The organism is Tenacibaculum salmonis, assembly GCF_041053065.1.
Taxonomy (GTDB): domain Bacteria; phylum Bacteroidota; class Bacteroidia; order Flavobacteriales; family Flavobacteriaceae; genus Polaribacter; species Polaribacter pacificus_A.
In genome coordinates this window covers 2,260,184-2,277,623 of sequence record NZ_JBFCVV010000001.1, presented here as the reverse complement: position 1 = coordinate 2,277,623, position 17,440 = coordinate 2,260,184, and the positions used below count along the sequence as shown (strand labels likewise).

Annotated in this window: 17 protein-coding genes and 2 tRNA genes; 7 read left to right on the top strand and 12 right to left on the bottom strand. The window is 28.5% G+C overall.

All coding sequences use genetic code 11. From position 1 onward, the window contains the following. Nucleotides 1-140: 140 nt before the first annotated feature. The 7 genes from AB0T67_RS10045 to AB0T67_RS10015 form a co-directional block, all read right to left on the bottom strand. Nucleotides 141-2,258, bottom strand: coding sequence for a peptidylprolyl isomerase (locus AB0T67_RS10045; RefSeq protein WP_369220187.1), 2,118 nt, complete (start codon nucleotides 2,256-2,258; stop codon nucleotides 141-143). Between the two features lie 97 nt (nucleotides 2,259-2,355). Then, entirely contained in the window at nucleotides 2,356-3,663 is a 1,308-nt protein-coding gene (locus AB0T67_RS10040; RefSeq protein ID WP_369220186.1) for a hemolysin family protein, read from the bottom strand. Next, nucleotides 3,663-3,860, bottom strand: a complete 198-nt coding sequence (locus AB0T67_RS10035) for a hypothetical protein (protein ID WP_271230644.1) — start codon at nucleotides 3,858-3,860, stop codon at nucleotides 3,663-3,665. Before AB0T67_RS10035 ends, AB0T67_RS10040 begins: the two co-directional genes overlap by 1 nt. Before the next feature lie 9 nt (nucleotides 3,861-3,869). Beyond that, a complete protein-coding gene (gene lptC, locus AB0T67_RS10030) occupies nucleotides 3,870-4,436 on the bottom strand; it encodes an LPS export ABC transporter periplasmic protein LptC (RefSeq protein ID WP_369220185.1) in 567 nt (188 codons plus the stop codon). A gap of 3 nt (nucleotides 4,437-4,439) precedes the next feature. Then, entirely contained in the window at nucleotides 4,440-5,750 is a 1,311-nt protein-coding gene (locus AB0T67_RS10025) for a hypothetical protein (protein ID WP_369220184.1), read from the bottom strand. 22 nt (nucleotides 5,751-5,772) lie between these two features. Next, nucleotides 5,773-7,041 carry a PorV/PorQ family protein gene (locus tag AB0T67_RS10020; RefSeq protein WP_369220183.1) on the bottom strand — a complete coding sequence of 423 codons (1,269 nt, stop codon included), beginning with the start codon at nucleotides 7,039-7,041 and terminating at the stop codon, nucleotides 5,773-5,775. Continuing rightward, nucleotides 7,034-7,765 carry a type III pantothenate kinase gene (locus tag AB0T67_RS10015; protein WP_369220182.1) on the bottom strand — a complete coding sequence of 244 codons (732 nt, stop codon included), beginning with the start codon at nucleotides 7,763-7,765 and terminating at the stop codon, nucleotides 7,034-7,036. The genes AB0T67_RS10020 and AB0T67_RS10015 overlap by 8 nt, the downstream gene beginning before the upstream one ends. Before the next feature lie 120 nt (nucleotides 7,766-7,885). On the opposite strand from AB0T67_RS10015, the gene AB0T67_RS10010 reads away from it, so the two are divergent. From AB0T67_RS10010 to AB0T67_RS10000, 3 genes are all read left to right on the top strand, one after another. After that, a tRNA-Phe gene (locus AB0T67_RS10010) sits at nucleotides 7,886-7,958 on the top strand. Nucleotides 7,959-8,018: 60 nt separating this feature from the next. After that, nucleotides 8,019-8,091: transfer RNA gene (locus AB0T67_RS10005), tRNA-Phe, on the top strand. 177 nt (nucleotides 8,092-8,268) lie between these two features. After that, nucleotides 8,269-8,727 (top strand): hypothetical protein, encoded by a 459-nt coding sequence (locus tag AB0T67_RS10000; RefSeq protein ID WP_369220181.1) that lies wholly within the window; start codon nucleotides 8,269-8,271, stop codon nucleotides 8,725-8,727. A gap of 118 nt (nucleotides 8,728-8,845) precedes the next feature. Here the strand turns inward: AB0T67_RS10000 and AB0T67_RS09995 are convergent, their stop codons facing one another. The 3 genes from AB0T67_RS09995 to AB0T67_RS09985 form a co-directional block, all read right to left on the bottom strand. Continuing rightward, nucleotides 8,846-9,367, bottom strand: a complete 522-nt coding sequence (locus AB0T67_RS09995) for a gamma carbonic anhydrase family protein (protein ID WP_369220180.1) — start codon at nucleotides 9,365-9,367, stop codon at nucleotides 8,846-8,848. Nucleotides 9,368-9,488: 121 nt separating this feature from the next. Next, a complete protein-coding gene (locus AB0T67_RS09990; RefSeq protein WP_369220179.1) occupies nucleotides 9,489-10,286 on the bottom strand; it encodes a glucosaminidase domain-containing protein in 798 nt (265 codons plus the stop codon). Continuing rightward, entirely contained in the window at nucleotides 10,286-11,209 is a 924-nt protein-coding gene (locus AB0T67_RS09985; RefSeq protein ID WP_271232165.1) for a 1-aminocyclopropane-1-carboxylate deaminase/D-cysteine desulfhydrase, read from the bottom strand. Before AB0T67_RS09985 ends, AB0T67_RS09990 begins: the two co-directional genes overlap by 1 nt. A 255-nt stretch (nucleotides 11,210-11,464) precedes the next feature. On the opposite strand from AB0T67_RS09985, the gene AB0T67_RS09980 reads away from it, so the two are divergent. From AB0T67_RS09980 to AB0T67_RS09970, 3 genes are all read left to right on the top strand, one after another. Further along, nucleotides 11,465-12,235: an NYN domain-containing protein gene (locus AB0T67_RS09980; protein WP_271230652.1), complete on the top strand. Its 771-nt coding sequence runs from the start codon at nucleotides 11,465-11,467 to the stop codon at nucleotides 12,233-12,235. 57 nt (nucleotides 12,236-12,292) lie between these two features. Beyond that, on the top strand, nucleotides 12,293-12,868 hold the full coding sequence (locus AB0T67_RS09975) for a Crp/Fnr family transcriptional regulator (RefSeq protein ID WP_369220178.1): 576 nt from the start codon (nucleotides 12,293-12,295) through the stop codon (nucleotides 12,866-12,868). 63 nt (nucleotides 12,869-12,931) lie between these two features. After that, the gene (locus AB0T67_RS09970) at nucleotides 12,932-13,894 is read left to right on the top strand and encodes an MBL fold metallo-hydrolase (RefSeq protein ID WP_369220177.1); all 963 of its coding nucleotides are present in this window, start codon (nucleotides 12,932-12,934) and stop codon (nucleotides 13,892-13,894) included. A gap of 108 nt (nucleotides 13,895-14,002) precedes the next feature. On the opposite strand, the gene AB0T67_RS09965 is transcribed toward AB0T67_RS09970, so the two are convergent. After that, nucleotides 14,003-15,919 (bottom strand): ABC-F family ATP-binding cassette domain-containing protein, encoded by a 1,917-nt coding sequence (locus AB0T67_RS09965; RefSeq protein ID WP_369220176.1) that lies wholly within the window; start codon nucleotides 15,917-15,919, stop codon nucleotides 14,003-14,005. 77 nt (nucleotides 15,920-15,996) lie between these two features. On the opposite strand from AB0T67_RS09965, the gene AB0T67_RS09960 reads away from it, so the two are divergent. After that, nucleotides 15,997-16,392, top strand: a complete 396-nt coding sequence (locus AB0T67_RS09960; protein ID WP_369220175.1) for a DUF983 domain-containing protein — start codon at nucleotides 15,997-15,999, stop codon at nucleotides 16,390-16,392. 3 nt (nucleotides 16,393-16,395) lie between these two features. On the opposite strand, the gene AB0T67_RS09955 is transcribed toward AB0T67_RS09960, so the two are convergent. Next, nucleotides 16,396-17,436: an NAD(P)/FAD-dependent oxidoreductase gene (locus tag AB0T67_RS09955; protein WP_271232166.1), complete on the bottom strand. Its 1,041-nt coding sequence runs from the start codon at nucleotides 17,434-17,436 to the stop codon at nucleotides 16,396-16,398. Nucleotides 17,437-17,440 lie beyond the last annotated feature (4 nt).

The following is a 17,440-nucleotide window of genomic DNA, read 5'->3' as shown; positions in this document are numbered from 1 at the left end:
CTTCTCTTTATGCGATGCTTAAATAAATTCAGCATGACGTTTAGATATAAAAAAATACTTTAGTCAAAATTTAAATAGGTTCTAAAAAAAAACCGAACTAAATAAGTTCGGCTTTTTTATAAAATTAATTTATATAACTACTAAATTCCGTAGAAAGAAGTCATGTTATCTTGAATGTCAGACGCTTTTTTAATAGCTTCATACATTTGAAAAGTTTTATTTTTTCTTTCGTTAACTAAACGATTTCTAAAAGAATCATAGTTTGGTAAAGCTGTTGGTAATTTTTTAGAAACTACTTCAAAAGCAAAAACTCCTTTATCACCTGAAACATTTTTAACAACTGTATTTTCTTTAGCGTTAAGCATTGCTCCTACTATTTTAGGCTCATACCCTACACCAGAAATTGTTGGAGACTGTAAGTTTACATCCGTAGCATTTTTAACTGTTACAGAAACCGATTTAGCTATCTCATCTAAAGTAGCTCCATTAATTTTTGCTTCAATTAATTCTGCTTTTCTTTGATTTGTTAAAATAGGACGTACTTTTGAAGTTGCTTTTTCAGCAGACATTAAACCTTTTTTAGTTTTATTAGTTAAAGTAGCTACTACATATCCTCCTTCAATATCAAAACGTTTAGAACTACCTTCTTTAACATCTTTATCAAAAGACCAAGTAATAATTTCTCTTTCGTTACCAATACCTGCAACTGTTTCATCTAAAGGCTTTAAACCAATTGCTGGCTGAGAAGTTAATTTTTTATCTTTTACAACTTCTTCAAAACTTTTACCATTTGCTAATTCTAAAGCAAAAGCTTCAGCATTTTGAAAAACAACATTTTCTGTTGCTTCAGAAGCAACTATTTTACGTCCAAATGTAGCTAATTTAACAACTGATTGAAAATTCTTCTGACCATCAATTTTAATTACATGAAAACCAAATTGAGATTTTACAACTCCTACAGCATCTTTTTTACCTTCAAAAACGAAATCTCTAAAAGATGGCACCATTCTATTGTAACCAAACCAATCATAAAAACCACCTTTTTCAGCAGAACCTTTATCCGAAGAAAATTGTTTTGCTAAATCAGCAAATTTTGCTTTACTTTCTTTTACTATTGCTAATAAACTATCAGCAGTTTGTTTTGCTTCTACTTCTGTTTGAGTAACTGTAGCATCTGCACTAGAAGCTCCAACAAAAGGAATTAAAATATGACTTGCCTTAGCAGAATCTGGTAATTGAACAACTGCTGTTATTTTTGATAATTTAAATTGATTTGCATCTTTATAAGGACCAAAAACATCGCCTTGTTTACCTGTAAAAATAGCTTCAGCAATTCCTTGTGGTACTTGAGATTTAAATTTATAGTTAGTATCTAATGTTACATCAGAATCATTTTCTGATAAAAACGTAGTATAATCAGTAGTATTTTTTAATCCTTTTACAGAAACATTTGCTTTAGTAACTGAATCTTCAATTAATTTAGCAACTTGTGCTTTAATAGATGCTTCATCTTCAGTTGTAGCTTTAATGTCAAACTTTACAAAGTTAATATCTCTTGAGGCAGGCACTTGAAATTCTTGTGAATGCTTCGTAATATAACTTTTAATATCGCTTTGTTTTAAATCTACTAAATCATCAGCAATTGAAGTATAAGGAACATATACATATTTACCAGAAATTTTAGTATTTTCAATTAAATACTGTGCTTCTCCTTCTTTTAATGAAGCTCCTAAACCAGCAGCAACAAGATTGTCGTATGCTGTTTTTTCAAGATTATTTTTTAGTGAAGACATGTAGTTTTGCCAATTTCTCCAATCAGCACCATTCTCTTCTTTAATTGTAGCTAAATAACTTTTCAGTTTATTTTTATCTAAAATATTAGATGTTTGAAACTTTGGATCATTTTGTATGAATTCAGTTTCATATAACTTATTCATAATATCAGCATCACCTACAGTAATTCCTGCTTCCTCTAACTGAGTTTTATAAATTCGTTGTCTAATAATGTTACCCCAAACAGTTTTTGCTGCTTGCATTTCAGAAACACGGTTACCAGTTTGTGTTTTATATGCATCTAAAGCTTCTGCAAATTCTTGACGAGAGATAGTTTCTCCGTTTACTTCGCCAATTTCATTTACTTTACTTGCATTAAAAAAGTCTGATATTGTAGAAGGGTCTAATACAAAAGCAAAAAGTGCTAAACCAATTACAAGAATTAAGAACATTGAACGTTCTCTAATTTTCGATAAGATTGCCATACGTTATTTATTTTATTAACAGTGAGCGAAAATACAATTTCACTTTAAATAAAACAATGTTTTTTAAAGCTGTTTTTCAAGGAACTATACTTTATAACTATTCGTGTTTTTTAAAATCGTCTTTATCTATTACTTTTAAATACAGATCGTCAATTTTTGTGGCACTTACTTTTAATATTTTTATATACAATTTATCTAGCTGTAAAACATCGCCTTGCTCAGGTATTGTTTCGGTATGATTTATAATAAAACCACCTAAAGTTTCGTATGCTTCTTCTTTTGGAATATTTAAATCGTACTCTTCATTTAAATAATCGACCTCTAAACGTGCCGAAAAATTAAATTCATGATTATTAATCTTTTCTTCTAAAAACTCTTGATTATCGTGTTCATCTTCAATTTCGCCAAATAACTCTTCAACTACATCTTCAACAGTAATAATACCTGAAGTACCACCATATTCATCAACAACAACAGCAATACTTTTTCTTTTTTTCATCAAACTATTTAAAACATCGTTGATAATCATTGATTCTGGCACAAACTCAACAGGTAACAATATTGATTTAATTGATATCGGGTTTTTAAATAATTCAAAAGCATTTACGTATCCTAAAATATCATCTAATGAATTTTTATAAACCAAAATTTTAGATAAACCAGTTGTTATAAATATATTTTTAAGCGTTTCTACCGATTCATGCATATCAATAGCCATAATTTCGGTTCGAGGCACCATAATTTCACGAGCTTTTACCTTATGAAATTCTAATGCATTTTGAAAAATCTGAATTTCAGAATCAACAGTATCATCATCGTTTCCTCTATCTAATTCTTCTAAAATATAATTTCTTAACTCTTCTTTACTAAACTCGGTTTTAAGTTCATCTTCTTTTATTCTGAAGATAAGAAAAAGAAAAAAATCTGAAATTTGAGTTATAACCCAAGTAATTCCGTAAAATAATAAATAAAAAATATATGCAGGAAACACAAAAAATTTAAGCATTTCGTTCGCATAAATTCGAAACATTGTTTTAGGTAAAAATTCTGCTGTTACTAAAATAACGATTGTAGAAATTATTGTTTGAGTTAATAAACTTAAATCATCTAACAAATAATTTATAAAAGTAATATTACTTGGTAACGCCATTTGAAACCAATTCATTAATAATCTCCCCATAAAATAACTATAAATTACCAACGCAACATTATTACCAACCAACATTGTGGTTATAAACTTTGAAGATTTTTCGGTAAGTACAGCTAATATTTTAGGTAAAAAACCTGCTCTTTTTTTTTCTAACTCAATATGTAATTTATTGGCAGAAATAAAAGCTATTTCCATTCCTGAAAAAAAGGCTGAAAATAATATAGATGCAAAAATTACAATGATTTCAAATTCCATTATTTTTGTTGATTTCTCTTTGCTATTTTTTTTCTAAAATGACGTTTAAAAAAGAAAATTAAAGTAATAAAGATACCAAAACCAAACATAATAAATGCTTCTTGTCTATCAGAATTAAATTTTAAAATTCCTTCAACAAAAAAAATCACTCCAATAACTAAGTAACCGTATTGTAAATATTTCCAAAAAGTGTTCATCTATTTTATTTATTTTTGATTTGCTTGCAGATTACCTGTAATATCTTTAGCAATCCATTTTGTTAAATTTTCTTTTGATTCAAATCCAAAACCATTAATAGTGTCTTGTAATGTTGTCAATCTAAAACCATCTTCTGTAAAGAAATAATGTTCTTTTTGATCCCAAAATAATTGATTCGTTTCTAACTTGGTATTTTCGTTATAATTTAAAATAACTACATTTCCTTTAATTTCAGAAATTGCAGTTTTATTATATGTTATCGCATAATTTCCTGTAATACTTGTTGAATCTTTTTCTGATTTATCAATAGAAATAATTTCAATTCCTTTAGGAAACTCAGTATACGGATGTTGTTTACGATTAGAAAAATCGTGAAAAATAGGTGCTTTTGTTTTCGACGTTATTTTTCCTGAATCTTTTTTAATGTGATAAATATTTTTGGCAGTTCCTACTGGCATATTCTTATCTGCTAAAAAATCTCGAACCTCTTTTTTAGAGTTCACACAAGAAAAAAGCATTGCTACCAAAAAGACGGTAGCAATGCTATTATATATATTTGTTACGTATGATTTCATTTATTATGGAATACGAACAGTTTCACCAATCCAACATCCAATTTTATGAGTTGCTCCTGAAGCAACACCTTTTTGGAAAATTAATTTTTTTGATGGCATATTTTTTCTATAACTAGAAATATATCTACCAGCACCACATCCTGGATCTACTTTTTCCGCTTTTTGTGCTTTGTTTAAAGCTGCTACGTATACCATTCTTTTTTCAAATTCATCACTACCACAAGAGTTTGCGCTTTTTTGATATAAGCTAGCTATTAATAAATAAGCTTTCCCCATATTAGGATTGTACTTTAAAGCTTCATAAGCTAAAGCTCTAGCTCTACTACCTCCTGTACTTTGCGCTTCTCTTAGTTTATACTTTGCTTTTTTAAATGGATCTGTTTCTAACTCAAAAGCTTTGTTTTTCATTTCAGCAGCTCCTTTTCTATCTCCATTTTTAGCTAAAACTCCTGCTAAGAAATTATAAGCATCAGCAGATTGCGTAGTTTCAGCATATGCATTTGCTAACTTTTCAAATAACGGATCTGTTTGACATCCTTTGTTATACATTCTTGAAACAGCTCTTTTTAACCAAACTCCATCAGTTTTATTTCCTTCAAAATCTCTAGTATAAATAGGAATCAACCTATCACATGTTGCTATTTTAGAAATCATTGCATCTAAACCTCCTTCTACTTGACCTAAAGAAGTAGAGTTAATTGTAAAAGCTTTTAAATTTCTTTTTTCTCTAGCTCCAATAGTTCCTAAAGAGTCTTTAGCTTGTAATTTAGCTATCTTTTTATTATAATCTTCTAATTTTTCTTCTACAGATTCCATTACGTCATCATAAGTATCAAAAACTTTTTGAGGATTTGTATCTTTATTTGTTTCTGCGATTGTTTCAAAATATCTAAAGATATTTTTTACACTCATATCTTTAGGAGAAATATCGTATGCTTTTTTTAAGTATACAAAAACTTCTTCATCTGTAGCTAATTTATTTTTCACTAAGTAAGTAGCATAATCACTGTGTGCTTTTGCAGCTCCTTTTACAGGGAAATTAACTAATCTAGCTTCATAAATTCTTTTAGCTAATACAGGATCTTTTGTTTTTATTGCAATTTTTTCTCCGTATTTATAAATATTAACAGATAGTTTAGGACAATTTGTTAATAGGTACTCTAAATTCGTTTTGGCAGCATCATACTTCTTTGTCTTAGTGTCTCCTTTAAAAAGATTGTATTTCATATTACAATCTTGACTCGCTTGTGCCTTAACACCATTTACGGCTACAAACAAAAATAATCCTGTTAGCAAATACGTAATTTTTTTCATCCTATTATTCGTTTTTATTTGATTAATCTATTTTTCTTTTATTGAACCACTTCACACTATTCAAAGATAAACTCAACCTAACGTTAAAATATTTTTCTTTGATTAAATTATTGTTAGTTGTTCCTCTTTGCCCGTACTCAAACCCAATGTTTACATTTGATAATTGTCTTGGCAGTGGTAAACCTACACCAACATTTATGCCAAAATCTTTTATTACAGTAAAATCAGTTCCTGTTTGTATCAATAAACCTGTGTCTTCAAAACGTAAACCTCCTCTATAGGTAACTCTGTCCCAATAGTTTGATATTGAATTTATTTTAGGAATAAAATATCCTCCTATTGATAATTTACTTGAATCATCATATTTATATCTACTTCCATCAGAAACCAATGAATTATTAGTACTTAAAGCACTTTGAAACTCCTGATTAACACCTACATACCATTTATTCTCTTTACCTAAACCAAAACCAAAAACACTTTTTAAAGGAATAGTTACGTCTCCGTTTACAGGTCTATTAAATAATTCATCTCTCACTATTTCTTGCCCTGAACTAGTCAAGCTAAGTGAGTACATCTTTTCGTTTCCTTTAGCAGAAAAATCGCTTTTCAATGTAAAAGAAGCACCTGTATATAAGTTTATTTTATCTTTTAATTCTCTTTTATATTGTGCACCTAATTTAAACTCTCCACCTCTTACATCTACTTCTTCTTGATGTTTTGTAGCTAAAGCAGTGCTAGTTCTTTGATTTAAAGTACTTTTTTCTAAATTACCAAAAACATAACCAGCCTCTAATCCTACTGAAAGTCCTTCAATAACATACATACCAAAACTAGCATATATTTTATTTGCTCCTCCTTCTCCTGTAAACAATGTAACATTATCTTCATTTTGAGAATCTCTCATAGAATATCCTACAGATGTAAATGGCTGTAAACCTACAGATAAACCCGCTTTTTTACCTAACGGAAAACCTAAAGAAACATATCTTAAACTTGTTGAACTTCCTGATTGAGATATGTTTTCTTTTTCAAGTGTTAAAAAATTTGAACTACCACCAATAGCGTAAGTAGCGACTCTTAAATCTGCATTTGCTGCGGGATTTATAAAGTTTAAGTGATGTTTTTCTTTTAAAGCAACTCCAATTCCTCCCATAGATGCTTGTTCTACAGTTACTGCTTCAAAGGTTTCACCAATTCCAAAGTAAGAATAAGGTGATGCACTATTTTTTTGTGCAGATATTGTTATTGCGCTAAATACAAGTACTACGCCTATCAGTTTCTTAATCATTCGTTAAATTATATTTCAAAACAGTATGTAATCCTTCCAAAACAAAATTTGGATGGGCAAATATGCCACTTTTTAATTGTTTAGCCAAGAAATATGTGTCTCCTCCTGTTAAAACAACTGTTAAATTGCCATACTTTTTTTTATATTGATCGATAACACCGTCTATTTCATTGCATACGCCATTTATAACTCCCGAATGTATAGACGTATTTGTATTGATTCCAATCAAATTAGAAGATGTTTCTAAAGTTAATAAAGGTAATTTAGATGTAAAATGATGCAAAGCTTTATATCGCATGGCAATACCTGGAGAAATTGCACCTCCTAAATACTCATTTTTATTGTTTATAAAATCAAAAGTAATACAAGTTCCCGCATCAATAACTAAAACATTTTTCTTCGGATACATTTTTACAGCAGCTGCTGCGAGCGCAATTCTATCAACACCCAAAGTTTTTGGAGTTCCGTAACAGTTTTTAAAAGGTACTTTTGTCTGAGAGTTTAAAAAAACCGGATGTAAGAGTTCAATTATTTCGTTTTGTGTTTTTTCTGAAATTGTTGCCACAGAAGACATAATACTAGCTGAAACAGAAAATTTTAAAATATTTTTTTTTATTTCTGACACTATTTTTTCTTTATCAAAAACAATAACTTCTATCAACTTATCCTGCTCAAAAACAGCTAACTTACCTCTTGTATTTCCTATATCAATAATCAAATTCATCTTTAAAAATATTTAGATTCCAAATTTACACTACATTTTTTTAATAAAAATATGTTTAAAAAATTTGGTAAAGTGAAAAAGTGTTGTATATTTGCACCCGCTAAACGAAAGTAGCAAACTGGTGCCTTAGCTCAGTTGGTAGAGCAAAGGACTGAAAATCCTTGTGTCCCTGGTTCGATTCCTGGAGGCACCACAATAATTTTTTCAATTGCAAAATTGCTAAATTTATTTGTTACTTTTATATAAGCACAACGGTGCCTTAGCTCAGTTGGTAGAGCAAAGGACTGAAAATCCTTGTGTCCCTGGTTCGATTCCTGGAGGCACCACCGCAAAAACCTGAACATTTATTTGTTCAGGTTTTTTTGTTTTTAACAACTTCTTTCCTTTATCATCATCATAAAAAGAATTCTTAAAATGTTAAAAAGTGTTAATATTTATTTTAAGTTTAAACCATTAAAAAAAATACTAGTCATAGATATATAAAAAATTTAAATTTTATCAAAATGAAAAAAATAATAACAGTATTAGTTTTAGCACTTGGATTTACTTTAACAACACAGGCTCAAAAAGGAAAACATCATAAATTAGAACAATTTACAATAGAACAACAAACAACACTTGCTGTTAAAAGAATGACTTTAAAGTTAGATTTAACCACTACTCAACAACGTCAAATAAAGCCTTTATTAGCTGATAAAATTGCAAAACGTAAAGTAATGCATCAAAAAAGAAAAGCTATGAAAGATGCTAATAAAAAACATTTAAAATTATCAGCAAACAAACGTTTTAATAAAGAAATACAAATGTTAGATGCTAAAATTGCATTTAAAGCCGAAATGAAACGTATTTTAAATAAAGAACAATACGAACGTTTTGAAAAAATGAGTGATAGAAGAATGCATAAAAAACGTAAGCATCATAAAAATAATAAAAAAGAAAAAAGAGAAAAACACAGAGAATAATAAACTTAAAAATCCCCTTTTTATTAAAAAGTCCCTTTTCTAAAAATAGAAAAGGGTTTTTTATTTATAATAACCAATTGAATTATTTTTTACTTTTATTCAAAAAAAATATAAAAAACTATTCATCCTCTTTAAACCAGCTTGAATACTCTACATAATTATTCGCGATTCTATCAATTTCTCCAGAAATTAATTCTTTTGATATATCTTTTACTTTTTTAGCAGGAACACCCGCATAAATACTTCCACTTTCTACACGAGTATTTTTAGTAACTACAGCACCTGCGGCAATAATTGAGTTTGATTCTACAACACAATCATCCATAATAATACTTCCCATACCAATTAAAACATTGTCATGAATAGTACAACCATGTACAATTGCATTATGTCCTACTGACACATTATTTCCTATGGTTGTTGGCGATTTTTGATAGGTTGCATGAATTATTGCTCCATCTTGAATGTTTACTTTATCGCCCATTTTTATATAATGTACATCACCTCTAATTACGGCATTAAACCAAACACTACACTCTTTTCCCATTTGTACATCGCCAACAATTGTTGCATTTTCTGCTACATAACAATCTGAAGGAATTTGCGGAGTTTTTCCGTTTACTGTTTTTATAATTTTCATCTGTTTTTGTTCTTTTAAAATATAATTTTACAGTTTTTTGATTAAATAACAATCAAAAAAAGTCGTTATTCTGAGAAAAACCTCGAATAACGACTTTTTTAATATTTATAAAAAACTATTTTTAGTTAACTACTAATTTTTCACCAATACTTATACTATTATCAGTAAGACTGTTAAATCTTTTTAAATCACTAACCGATATTTGATATTTTCTAGCAATAGAATACAAAGTATCTCCTTTTTTAACACTATGATAAGCTACTTTTGATATTGTTTTTTTAGCTTGTATTGAAGGGTTTTTAATTCTGTCATATTTTGATAAATTATATTTATTGATAATCGATATTAATTTCTGTGGATATCGTTTATCTGTTGCATAACCTGCTTTTCTTAATCCATAAGCCCAACCTTTATAATTGGTATGTCCTAATTTAAATAAACTTGCATAACGACTTCTCGAAATTAAAAACTGCGAATGATCTTCATAAGAAGTTTGCGGATATTTATATTTTCTAAAACACTCTCCTATCTCATCATCATCATGTGTTACACTTTTTCCTTGCCAACCTTTATGACATTTTATTCCAAAATGATTATTTGAACGAATAGCCAAAGCACTTCTTCCACTTCCTGATTCTAAAACACCTTGTGCTAAAGTAATACTTGCAGGAATATTGTGTTCGTGCATTTTTTTAACAGCAATAGGTGCAAATTTTTGAATATACGCTTCAGTATGATTTGCATTCGTTTTTAACGGTGTATTAATTATTTGCTCTAACTGATGTATTTCAGGAACAACTTCTTCTTTAGGTTGAATTACTACTTTTTTTCGAGGTTTTGAAACTATGTTTTTGTTTGAACCACAACTTACTAAAAAAAATATACTTACTACGATATAAAAAACTGACTGTATTCTCATTAAATTATAATTAACTCTTTATTTTTACGCTTTAATTTTTGATTTACTCCTCTAATACCTTGTAAACCTCCTGTATGAATTGCTAAAATTCGGCTATTTTCTTCAAAAAAATCTTTTTTAATCATTTCTAAAATTCCGTACAGCATTTTACCTGTATAAATAGGGTCTAGTGGAATATTAGTTGCTAATTTAAACTCATTTATAAAATGAATTAATTCTTCATTGTATTTTCCGTAACCTCCAAAATGATATTCAGTTTGTAGACGCCAATTATTTTGAATACTTACTAAATCTTCAACTTCTTTTTGTAAAAAATCACCTTTTAAAGCAGGAAAACCAAATACTTTTTGATGTTCTTTAGCTGAATTTATCAAACCTGAAATAGTTCCTCCAGTTCCTATTGCACTACAAATATAATCGAATTTATTGTCTTGTTCAGTTAAGATTTCTTCACAACCTTTAATTGCCAGAGTATTTGTACCACCTTCAGGAATTAAATAAAAATTACCAAATTCATTTTTCAATTCTTGTATAAATTCTTCGGATGTTTTATTTCGATAAATTTCTCTTGAAACAAACTTAAATTCCATCCCATTTTGATGCGCTTCTTTTAAACTTGAGTTTCCTGATAATGTCTTTTCAAAATCTTTTCCTAATTCATCACCACGGATAATTCCAATAGTTTTAAAACCTGCTAAATTTCCTGCTACGGCAGTTGCTACAATATGATTTGAAAATGCACCTCCAAAAGTTAACAATGTTTTTTTTTGCTGATTTTTGGCTTCTTCAATATTATATTTTAATTTCCGAAACTTATTCCCTGAAACAAATGGGTGAATTTCATCTTCTCTTTTAAGAAACAATTCAATATTTTTTTCTTTCAAAATGGGCAAAAAAACCTGTTGATTTTCACTTCTAAAAATCTGCTGAAACAAAAGTTCATTATTAGTATTCAATACCTCTTTATTTTTTGCTAAAATACTAGAAATATCATTTAATCAATCACTATTACAGTTTTGATTTTTTATCAAAAAAAGATGAAATACATTTATTTTTAGTGCTTTTTATAAAAATATAAACATTTAAGCATCAGTAATAAAATTGATTTATTGATAAAAAAACACGAACTTAGCTTTATGCGTTAATTTTATTTTAATGCTAAACATCAAAAAAAAGAAATGGAAAATAAATTTAATATAGCAGTACTTATAGACGGAGACAATGCACAACCCAAATTATTAAAGGAAATTATAGAAGAAGTATCAAAATACGGAAAAGCAACTATCCGAAGAATTTATGGTGATTGGACAACTCCGCAAATGAATACTTGGAAGGCTATTATTAATCAACATTCTATCAGCCCAATTCAAAAATTTTCTTATACTACTGGTAAAAACTCTACGGATGGCTCATTAATTATTGATGCTATGGATATTTTACACGGAAAAAACACAGAAGGTTTTTGCATTGTTTCTAGTGATAGCGATTACACAGGACTTGCAAAACGAATTAGAGAGGAAGGACTTTTTGTAATGGGAATTGGCGAGAAAAAAACTCCTGAGGCTTTTGTAAAATCTTGTGAAGTTTTCACGTTTACTGAAAACCTAAAAAATGAACAAATTATTCAAAATGAATCAAATAATCAAAATAAAACTGTAAAATCAATAAAACAAAATACCAATATAAAAAGTAAAGAAATTATAGAGAAAGTAAGATTATCAAGAACAGATTTAAAAACGATTGATAAGGCTTTTGATATTTCTACAAACGAAGAGGAAAATGCCTATATTTCTACGTTAGGTTTAAATATTAGAAAAATTGACCCAAGTTTTGATCCTAGAAGTTATGGTTTTAAAAACCTAACCAGACTTTTTGAAAATATTGATAAATATGAAGTTATTAAAAATGAAGTTGGAGGTTTAAATCATCCGTTATTACGAATTAAGTAGTTTCTAACTACTTAATTTTCTAATAAAAAATAAAAATATCATCAGCTTCAATTAAAAATGAAAAAAATATATCAAATATTAAAAGAAGAAATTGGCTTAACTAAAAATGAATGTGATAATTTCAGTAGTAAATTAAAGCGAACAAAAATTAAAGCAAAAACAGTTATCGTTAAAGAAGGTAGTGTTGCTCATAATTTATATTTTATTGAATCTGGATTATTAAGAACTTATCATTTACAAGACGGCAAAGAAATCAACACCTATTTTGCTTGTGACGAACAAATTATCGCTGTTTTTTCAAGTTTTATTAGGCAAAAAGCGTCTTTTGAAACTTTGGAAACTATTGAAGACAGTATTGTTTATGAATTATCATACCAAACCATGACAACACTATATAAAACTTCCATAAATTTTGAAAAATTAGGAAGAATTTTAGCCGAAAAAAATTACTTATGTGTACTTGATAGAACTTATTCAATGCAAACAAAAACAGCTAAACAAAAATATTTAGATTTTATAAAAAATTATAATAAAAAAATTACTCAAAGAGTTCCTCAACATCAAATAGCAAGTTTTCTTGGAATAGCTCCTGAATCATTAAGTAGAGTTCGAAAAGAAATTACTAGTTCTTAACAAATGTCAATGCAGGTAAATTTCTCGTGATGTTCCTTTGTGTCTTAAAATAAACATAACATTATGAGAAATTTAAAATTCTTCCTATTATTCGTTTTCATTATTAGTATTCTGGTCTTTATTCAGTCCTGTAAGGCAACAATTGATGTTTCAAAATACCAAGTGCCTACTTTTTCAAAAACCTCCTATCCTTTAAATAAAGATATTAAATTTTCACTCTCAATTATTGAAACTGGCTTTGCAAAAACTCCTGAAGCATTTGTTTTTAGAGCTGGTAATTTATTCAAAACACGCAGGCTTTCACATGTATCTATATTAATTCAGCATCCAAAAGGAACCTTTGTATTAGATACTGGTTTGGGAAGTCAAATTAAAGAACAATATCAAAAACACTTTTCTTTTATAGACCGTCAACTATTTAAATTCACTAAGTTAAATTCATTAAAAGAAAACTTGGTTAAAAATAAATTTAACCCAGATGCTATTGATTTTATCATACCATCACATCTTCATTTTGATCATGCAAGTGGTATCGAAGATTTTCCCAAAGCTACCGTTTGGACGACAAAAGAAGAATACGATCATGCTTTTAGCGAAGAGGCTACTCCACCTGCTTTTATCAAAAAACAATATGATGCTGATTTTATCAAATGGAAATTTATTGATTTTACTAGCACGCAATATGAAATTTTTAAAGACAGTTATGATGTTTTTAATGATGGAACTGTAGTTTTGGTTAAATTACCTGGGCATACAAAAGGTTCTATAGGAATGTTTGTGAACTTAAAATCAGGAAAGCGATACTTTTTTACAGGAGATTTAACTTGGGCTACTGAAGCCTTTATTACTCCTTCTGAAAAACATATTATTCCTAGAAAAAAAGTTGATGATAATAGTCAGAAAGTTAAAGAAACTATTGTAATGGTTCATCATTTAAAAAAGAAAAAACCTCAAATTATTATTGTTCCTGCTCATGATTCTAATGCACAAAAAGCAATTGCTCGTTTTCCTAAAGTAGAGTTTTAAATAATAAAATAGTAACTGTTTTCAACTAAAAAACCTACTCACTAAAATCATTTAAGATTCTTGTAAGTAGGTTTTTTAATAATGATACTATTTTATAAAAACTAAAGTTTAAAAGTTAGAAACTTGTTCTTCTATTTTTTCCCATTCAGCCATTAAATTATCTAATGATGCTTTTTTAGCTTTATATTTTTCAAAGAAATTAGGACGAGCAGAAACTTCATCATAATTATTTGCTAATTCTAAATCTATTTTAGCAATTTCAGTTTCTAAATCTGCAATTTCAGTTTCAGTTTTAGATAACTTATTTTTAAGCTTTTTCAACTCTTTTTCTTGCTCTCTAGATAATTGATACGCCTCTTTTTTAGCCGTTGGTTTTTCAGTTTTAACAACTGTTCTTTTTTCAGCTTCTCTAAGATTTTCCATCTTATGCTGTTCTAAGAAATAATCAATATCACCTAAATATTCTTTAATTTCTTTGTCTTTAAATCCGTAAACAGTTGATGTTAACCCTTGTAAAAAATCTCTATCGTGAGATACAACTATTAATGTTCCATCAAAGTTTTTTAAAGCAGTTTTTAATACTGTTTTAGAGGCTATATCCAAGTGATTTGTAGGCTCATCCATTACCAACACGTTAAATGGTGATAATAATAATTTACATAACGCTAAACGGTTACGCTCGCCTCCTGATAATACTTTTGCTTTTTTATCAACAGCATCTCCACCAAACAAGAAAGAACCTAACATGTCTCTAACACGCATTCTGTTAGTGTCAGAAGCGGCATCTTCCATAATTTCTAAAACCGTTTTTTCTGGCGGTAATTCTTCAGATTGATTTTGAGCAAAATATCCTATTTCAACATTATGACCTAATTTTAGATTTCCTTCAAACGGAATTTCACCAACCATCATTTTTGCTAAAGTAGATTTACCTTGTCCGTTTTGACCAACAAAAGCAATTTTACTGTTACGTTCAATCATTAAATCAACGTCTTCTAAAACATGTTTATCGCCATAACTTTTACATAAACCGTCTGCTTCAACAATAATTTTACCTGGTTCTTTTGATATTGCAAACTTTACATTCATTGCTGCATTATCATCGCCATCAACCTCAATAATTTGAACTTTATCAAGTTGTTTCATCAACGACTGCGCCATTGAAGCTTTACTTGCTTTTGCTTTAAATTTATTGATTAAATGTTGTTTTTGCTTAATCTCTTTTTCTTGATTTTTCTGAGCTTGTAATTGTTTTTCTTTAATTTCAGCTCTTAATATCAAAAATTCAGAATATGGTTTTTTGTAATCGTAAATTTGTCCTAATGAAATTTCAATAGTTCTGTTAGTTACGTTATCTAAAAACATTTTATCATGCGAAACCAATACAATAGCTCCAGAATATGATTTTAAAAAGTTCTCTAACCAAATAATAGATTCAATATCTAAGTGATTGGTAGGCTCATCTAATAGTAAAATATCATTACTTTGTAATAATAATTTAGCTAATTCGATACGCATTCTCCATCCACCAGAAAAAGTACTAGTTAACTTATCAAAATCTTCACGTTTAAATCCTAAACCTTGTAAAATCTTCTCAGTATCACCTTGATAATTATATCCTCCTAAAAGTTCATAACGCTCAGTTAAATCTGTTAAATCAATAATTAACTGGCTATATTCTTCACTTTCATAATCAGTTCTTGTAGCTAGTTGATTATTAATATCATCTAACTTTAACTCTATTTCTTTAATTTCTTCAAAAGCTTGATATGCTTCTTCTAAAATTGTTCTTCCTTCAACAAAATCGATATCCTGACGTAAAAACCCCATACGGATATCTTTATCAAAAGCCATGGTACCACCACTAGTTTCAATATCTTTGGATAGCACTTTTAATAGCGTAGATTTCCCAGCTCCATTTTTTCCTATCAATCCAATTCGATCTCCTTTATTTAACTTAAAAGTGATTCCTGAAAACAAATCAGAACCCATAAAAGAAACTGATAAATTGTGTACGTTTAACATATATATGTGATAATTGTTACTTATAAAGATTGATAAAAAATTTACCTTTGCAAAAGTATGTAAATTTAAATTTGATTATGTTTAAAAGAGGAAGCAAATTATACAGTATTTTAAAAGGTAAATGCCCTAGATGTCATGAAGGTGAATTCTTCAAATATAAAATGACGATTAACCCTAAAAAAATCACTAAATTACATGATAACTGTCCAAAATGTGATTTAAAATACATGATGGAACCATCTTTTTTCTTTGGAGCGATGTATGTAAACTACGGATTAGCTGTTGCCTTATTTGTTGGTGTTTTTATTATTTCTAAAGTATTTATTGGCTTAACTATTTTACAAAGTTTTATTTCGATAATAGTTGTTTCTTTACTACTTACACCGTTTACATTACGCTTGTCTAGAATTATTTGGATAAATATTTTTATTGCTTATGATAAAAATGTTAAGAAATTATCTTCAAAAAAATAATTTTTAATCAAATCTTTTTATATCGATATCAACATCTAATTCACTTCCATTTTCCAAGTGATTAAATAAGTTTTTAGCAATTGTTGGTCCAATCATAACACCACGTGTTCCTAAACCGTTTAAAACTACTAATGATTTGTGTTTTGGATGAGTACCTACCATAGGTCTTCTATCATTTACTGTTGGTCTAATTCCTGCGGTGTGTCCTGTTATGGTGTAAGGAACCGTAAGTACTTTTTTCAACTTATCGATTAACTCTTCCTTTGCTTCTTCCGTTGGATTACAGGTTTTATCTGTCCAATTAAAAGTAGCTCCAACTTTATAGTAATCATTTCCTAAAGGCATTACAAAAGCACTTGATTTTAATAAAAAATCAATTTTTAACTCAGGAGCGTGTATTGTTATTGTTTCTCCTTTTGCTTCATTTAAGGGTAAGTGATTAAAAAATGGATTTTTAGTAATTCCAAAACCTTCACAAAAAATTATTTTCTTTGCTGTTATATTTTGATACTTAATTCCATCTTCTAAAACAGTTATTTCTGAATAATCAAAAGATTCAGTTATTAATCTCTTTGAATTTTCTATATAATTCCTATATGATTTCACTAATAAAGCGGTGTCTATTCTTCCAGTTCCTGTAAGTTCACCGAAACCTAAATCACCAATAACACCTGCAACTTTTTCTTTACTAATTACAGGATTCATATAATGTAACAATGTTGGTTTATCTAAAGCAGAAAACCAATTATTCTCATCTCCAATACTGGTAAAGGCTTTTTTTATAGAGAATTTATAGTCTAATTTTACATTTAATTTTTTTTCTAAATTTTTGTAAAAAGGTAGTGCTGTTTCTATTTGCTGATGCGCATTCCAAACGGCATTAAAACGTTTTAAAATAACAGGATTATATACACCTCCTGCAACCAAAGAAGAAGTTTGCGAATTATTTTCAAAAACTACAAATGATTTATTCGCTTTTAATAACTCTTCTGTAAAAGCGATTCCTGCTAAACCTAAACCTACTATAATATAATCTACATCAATATTC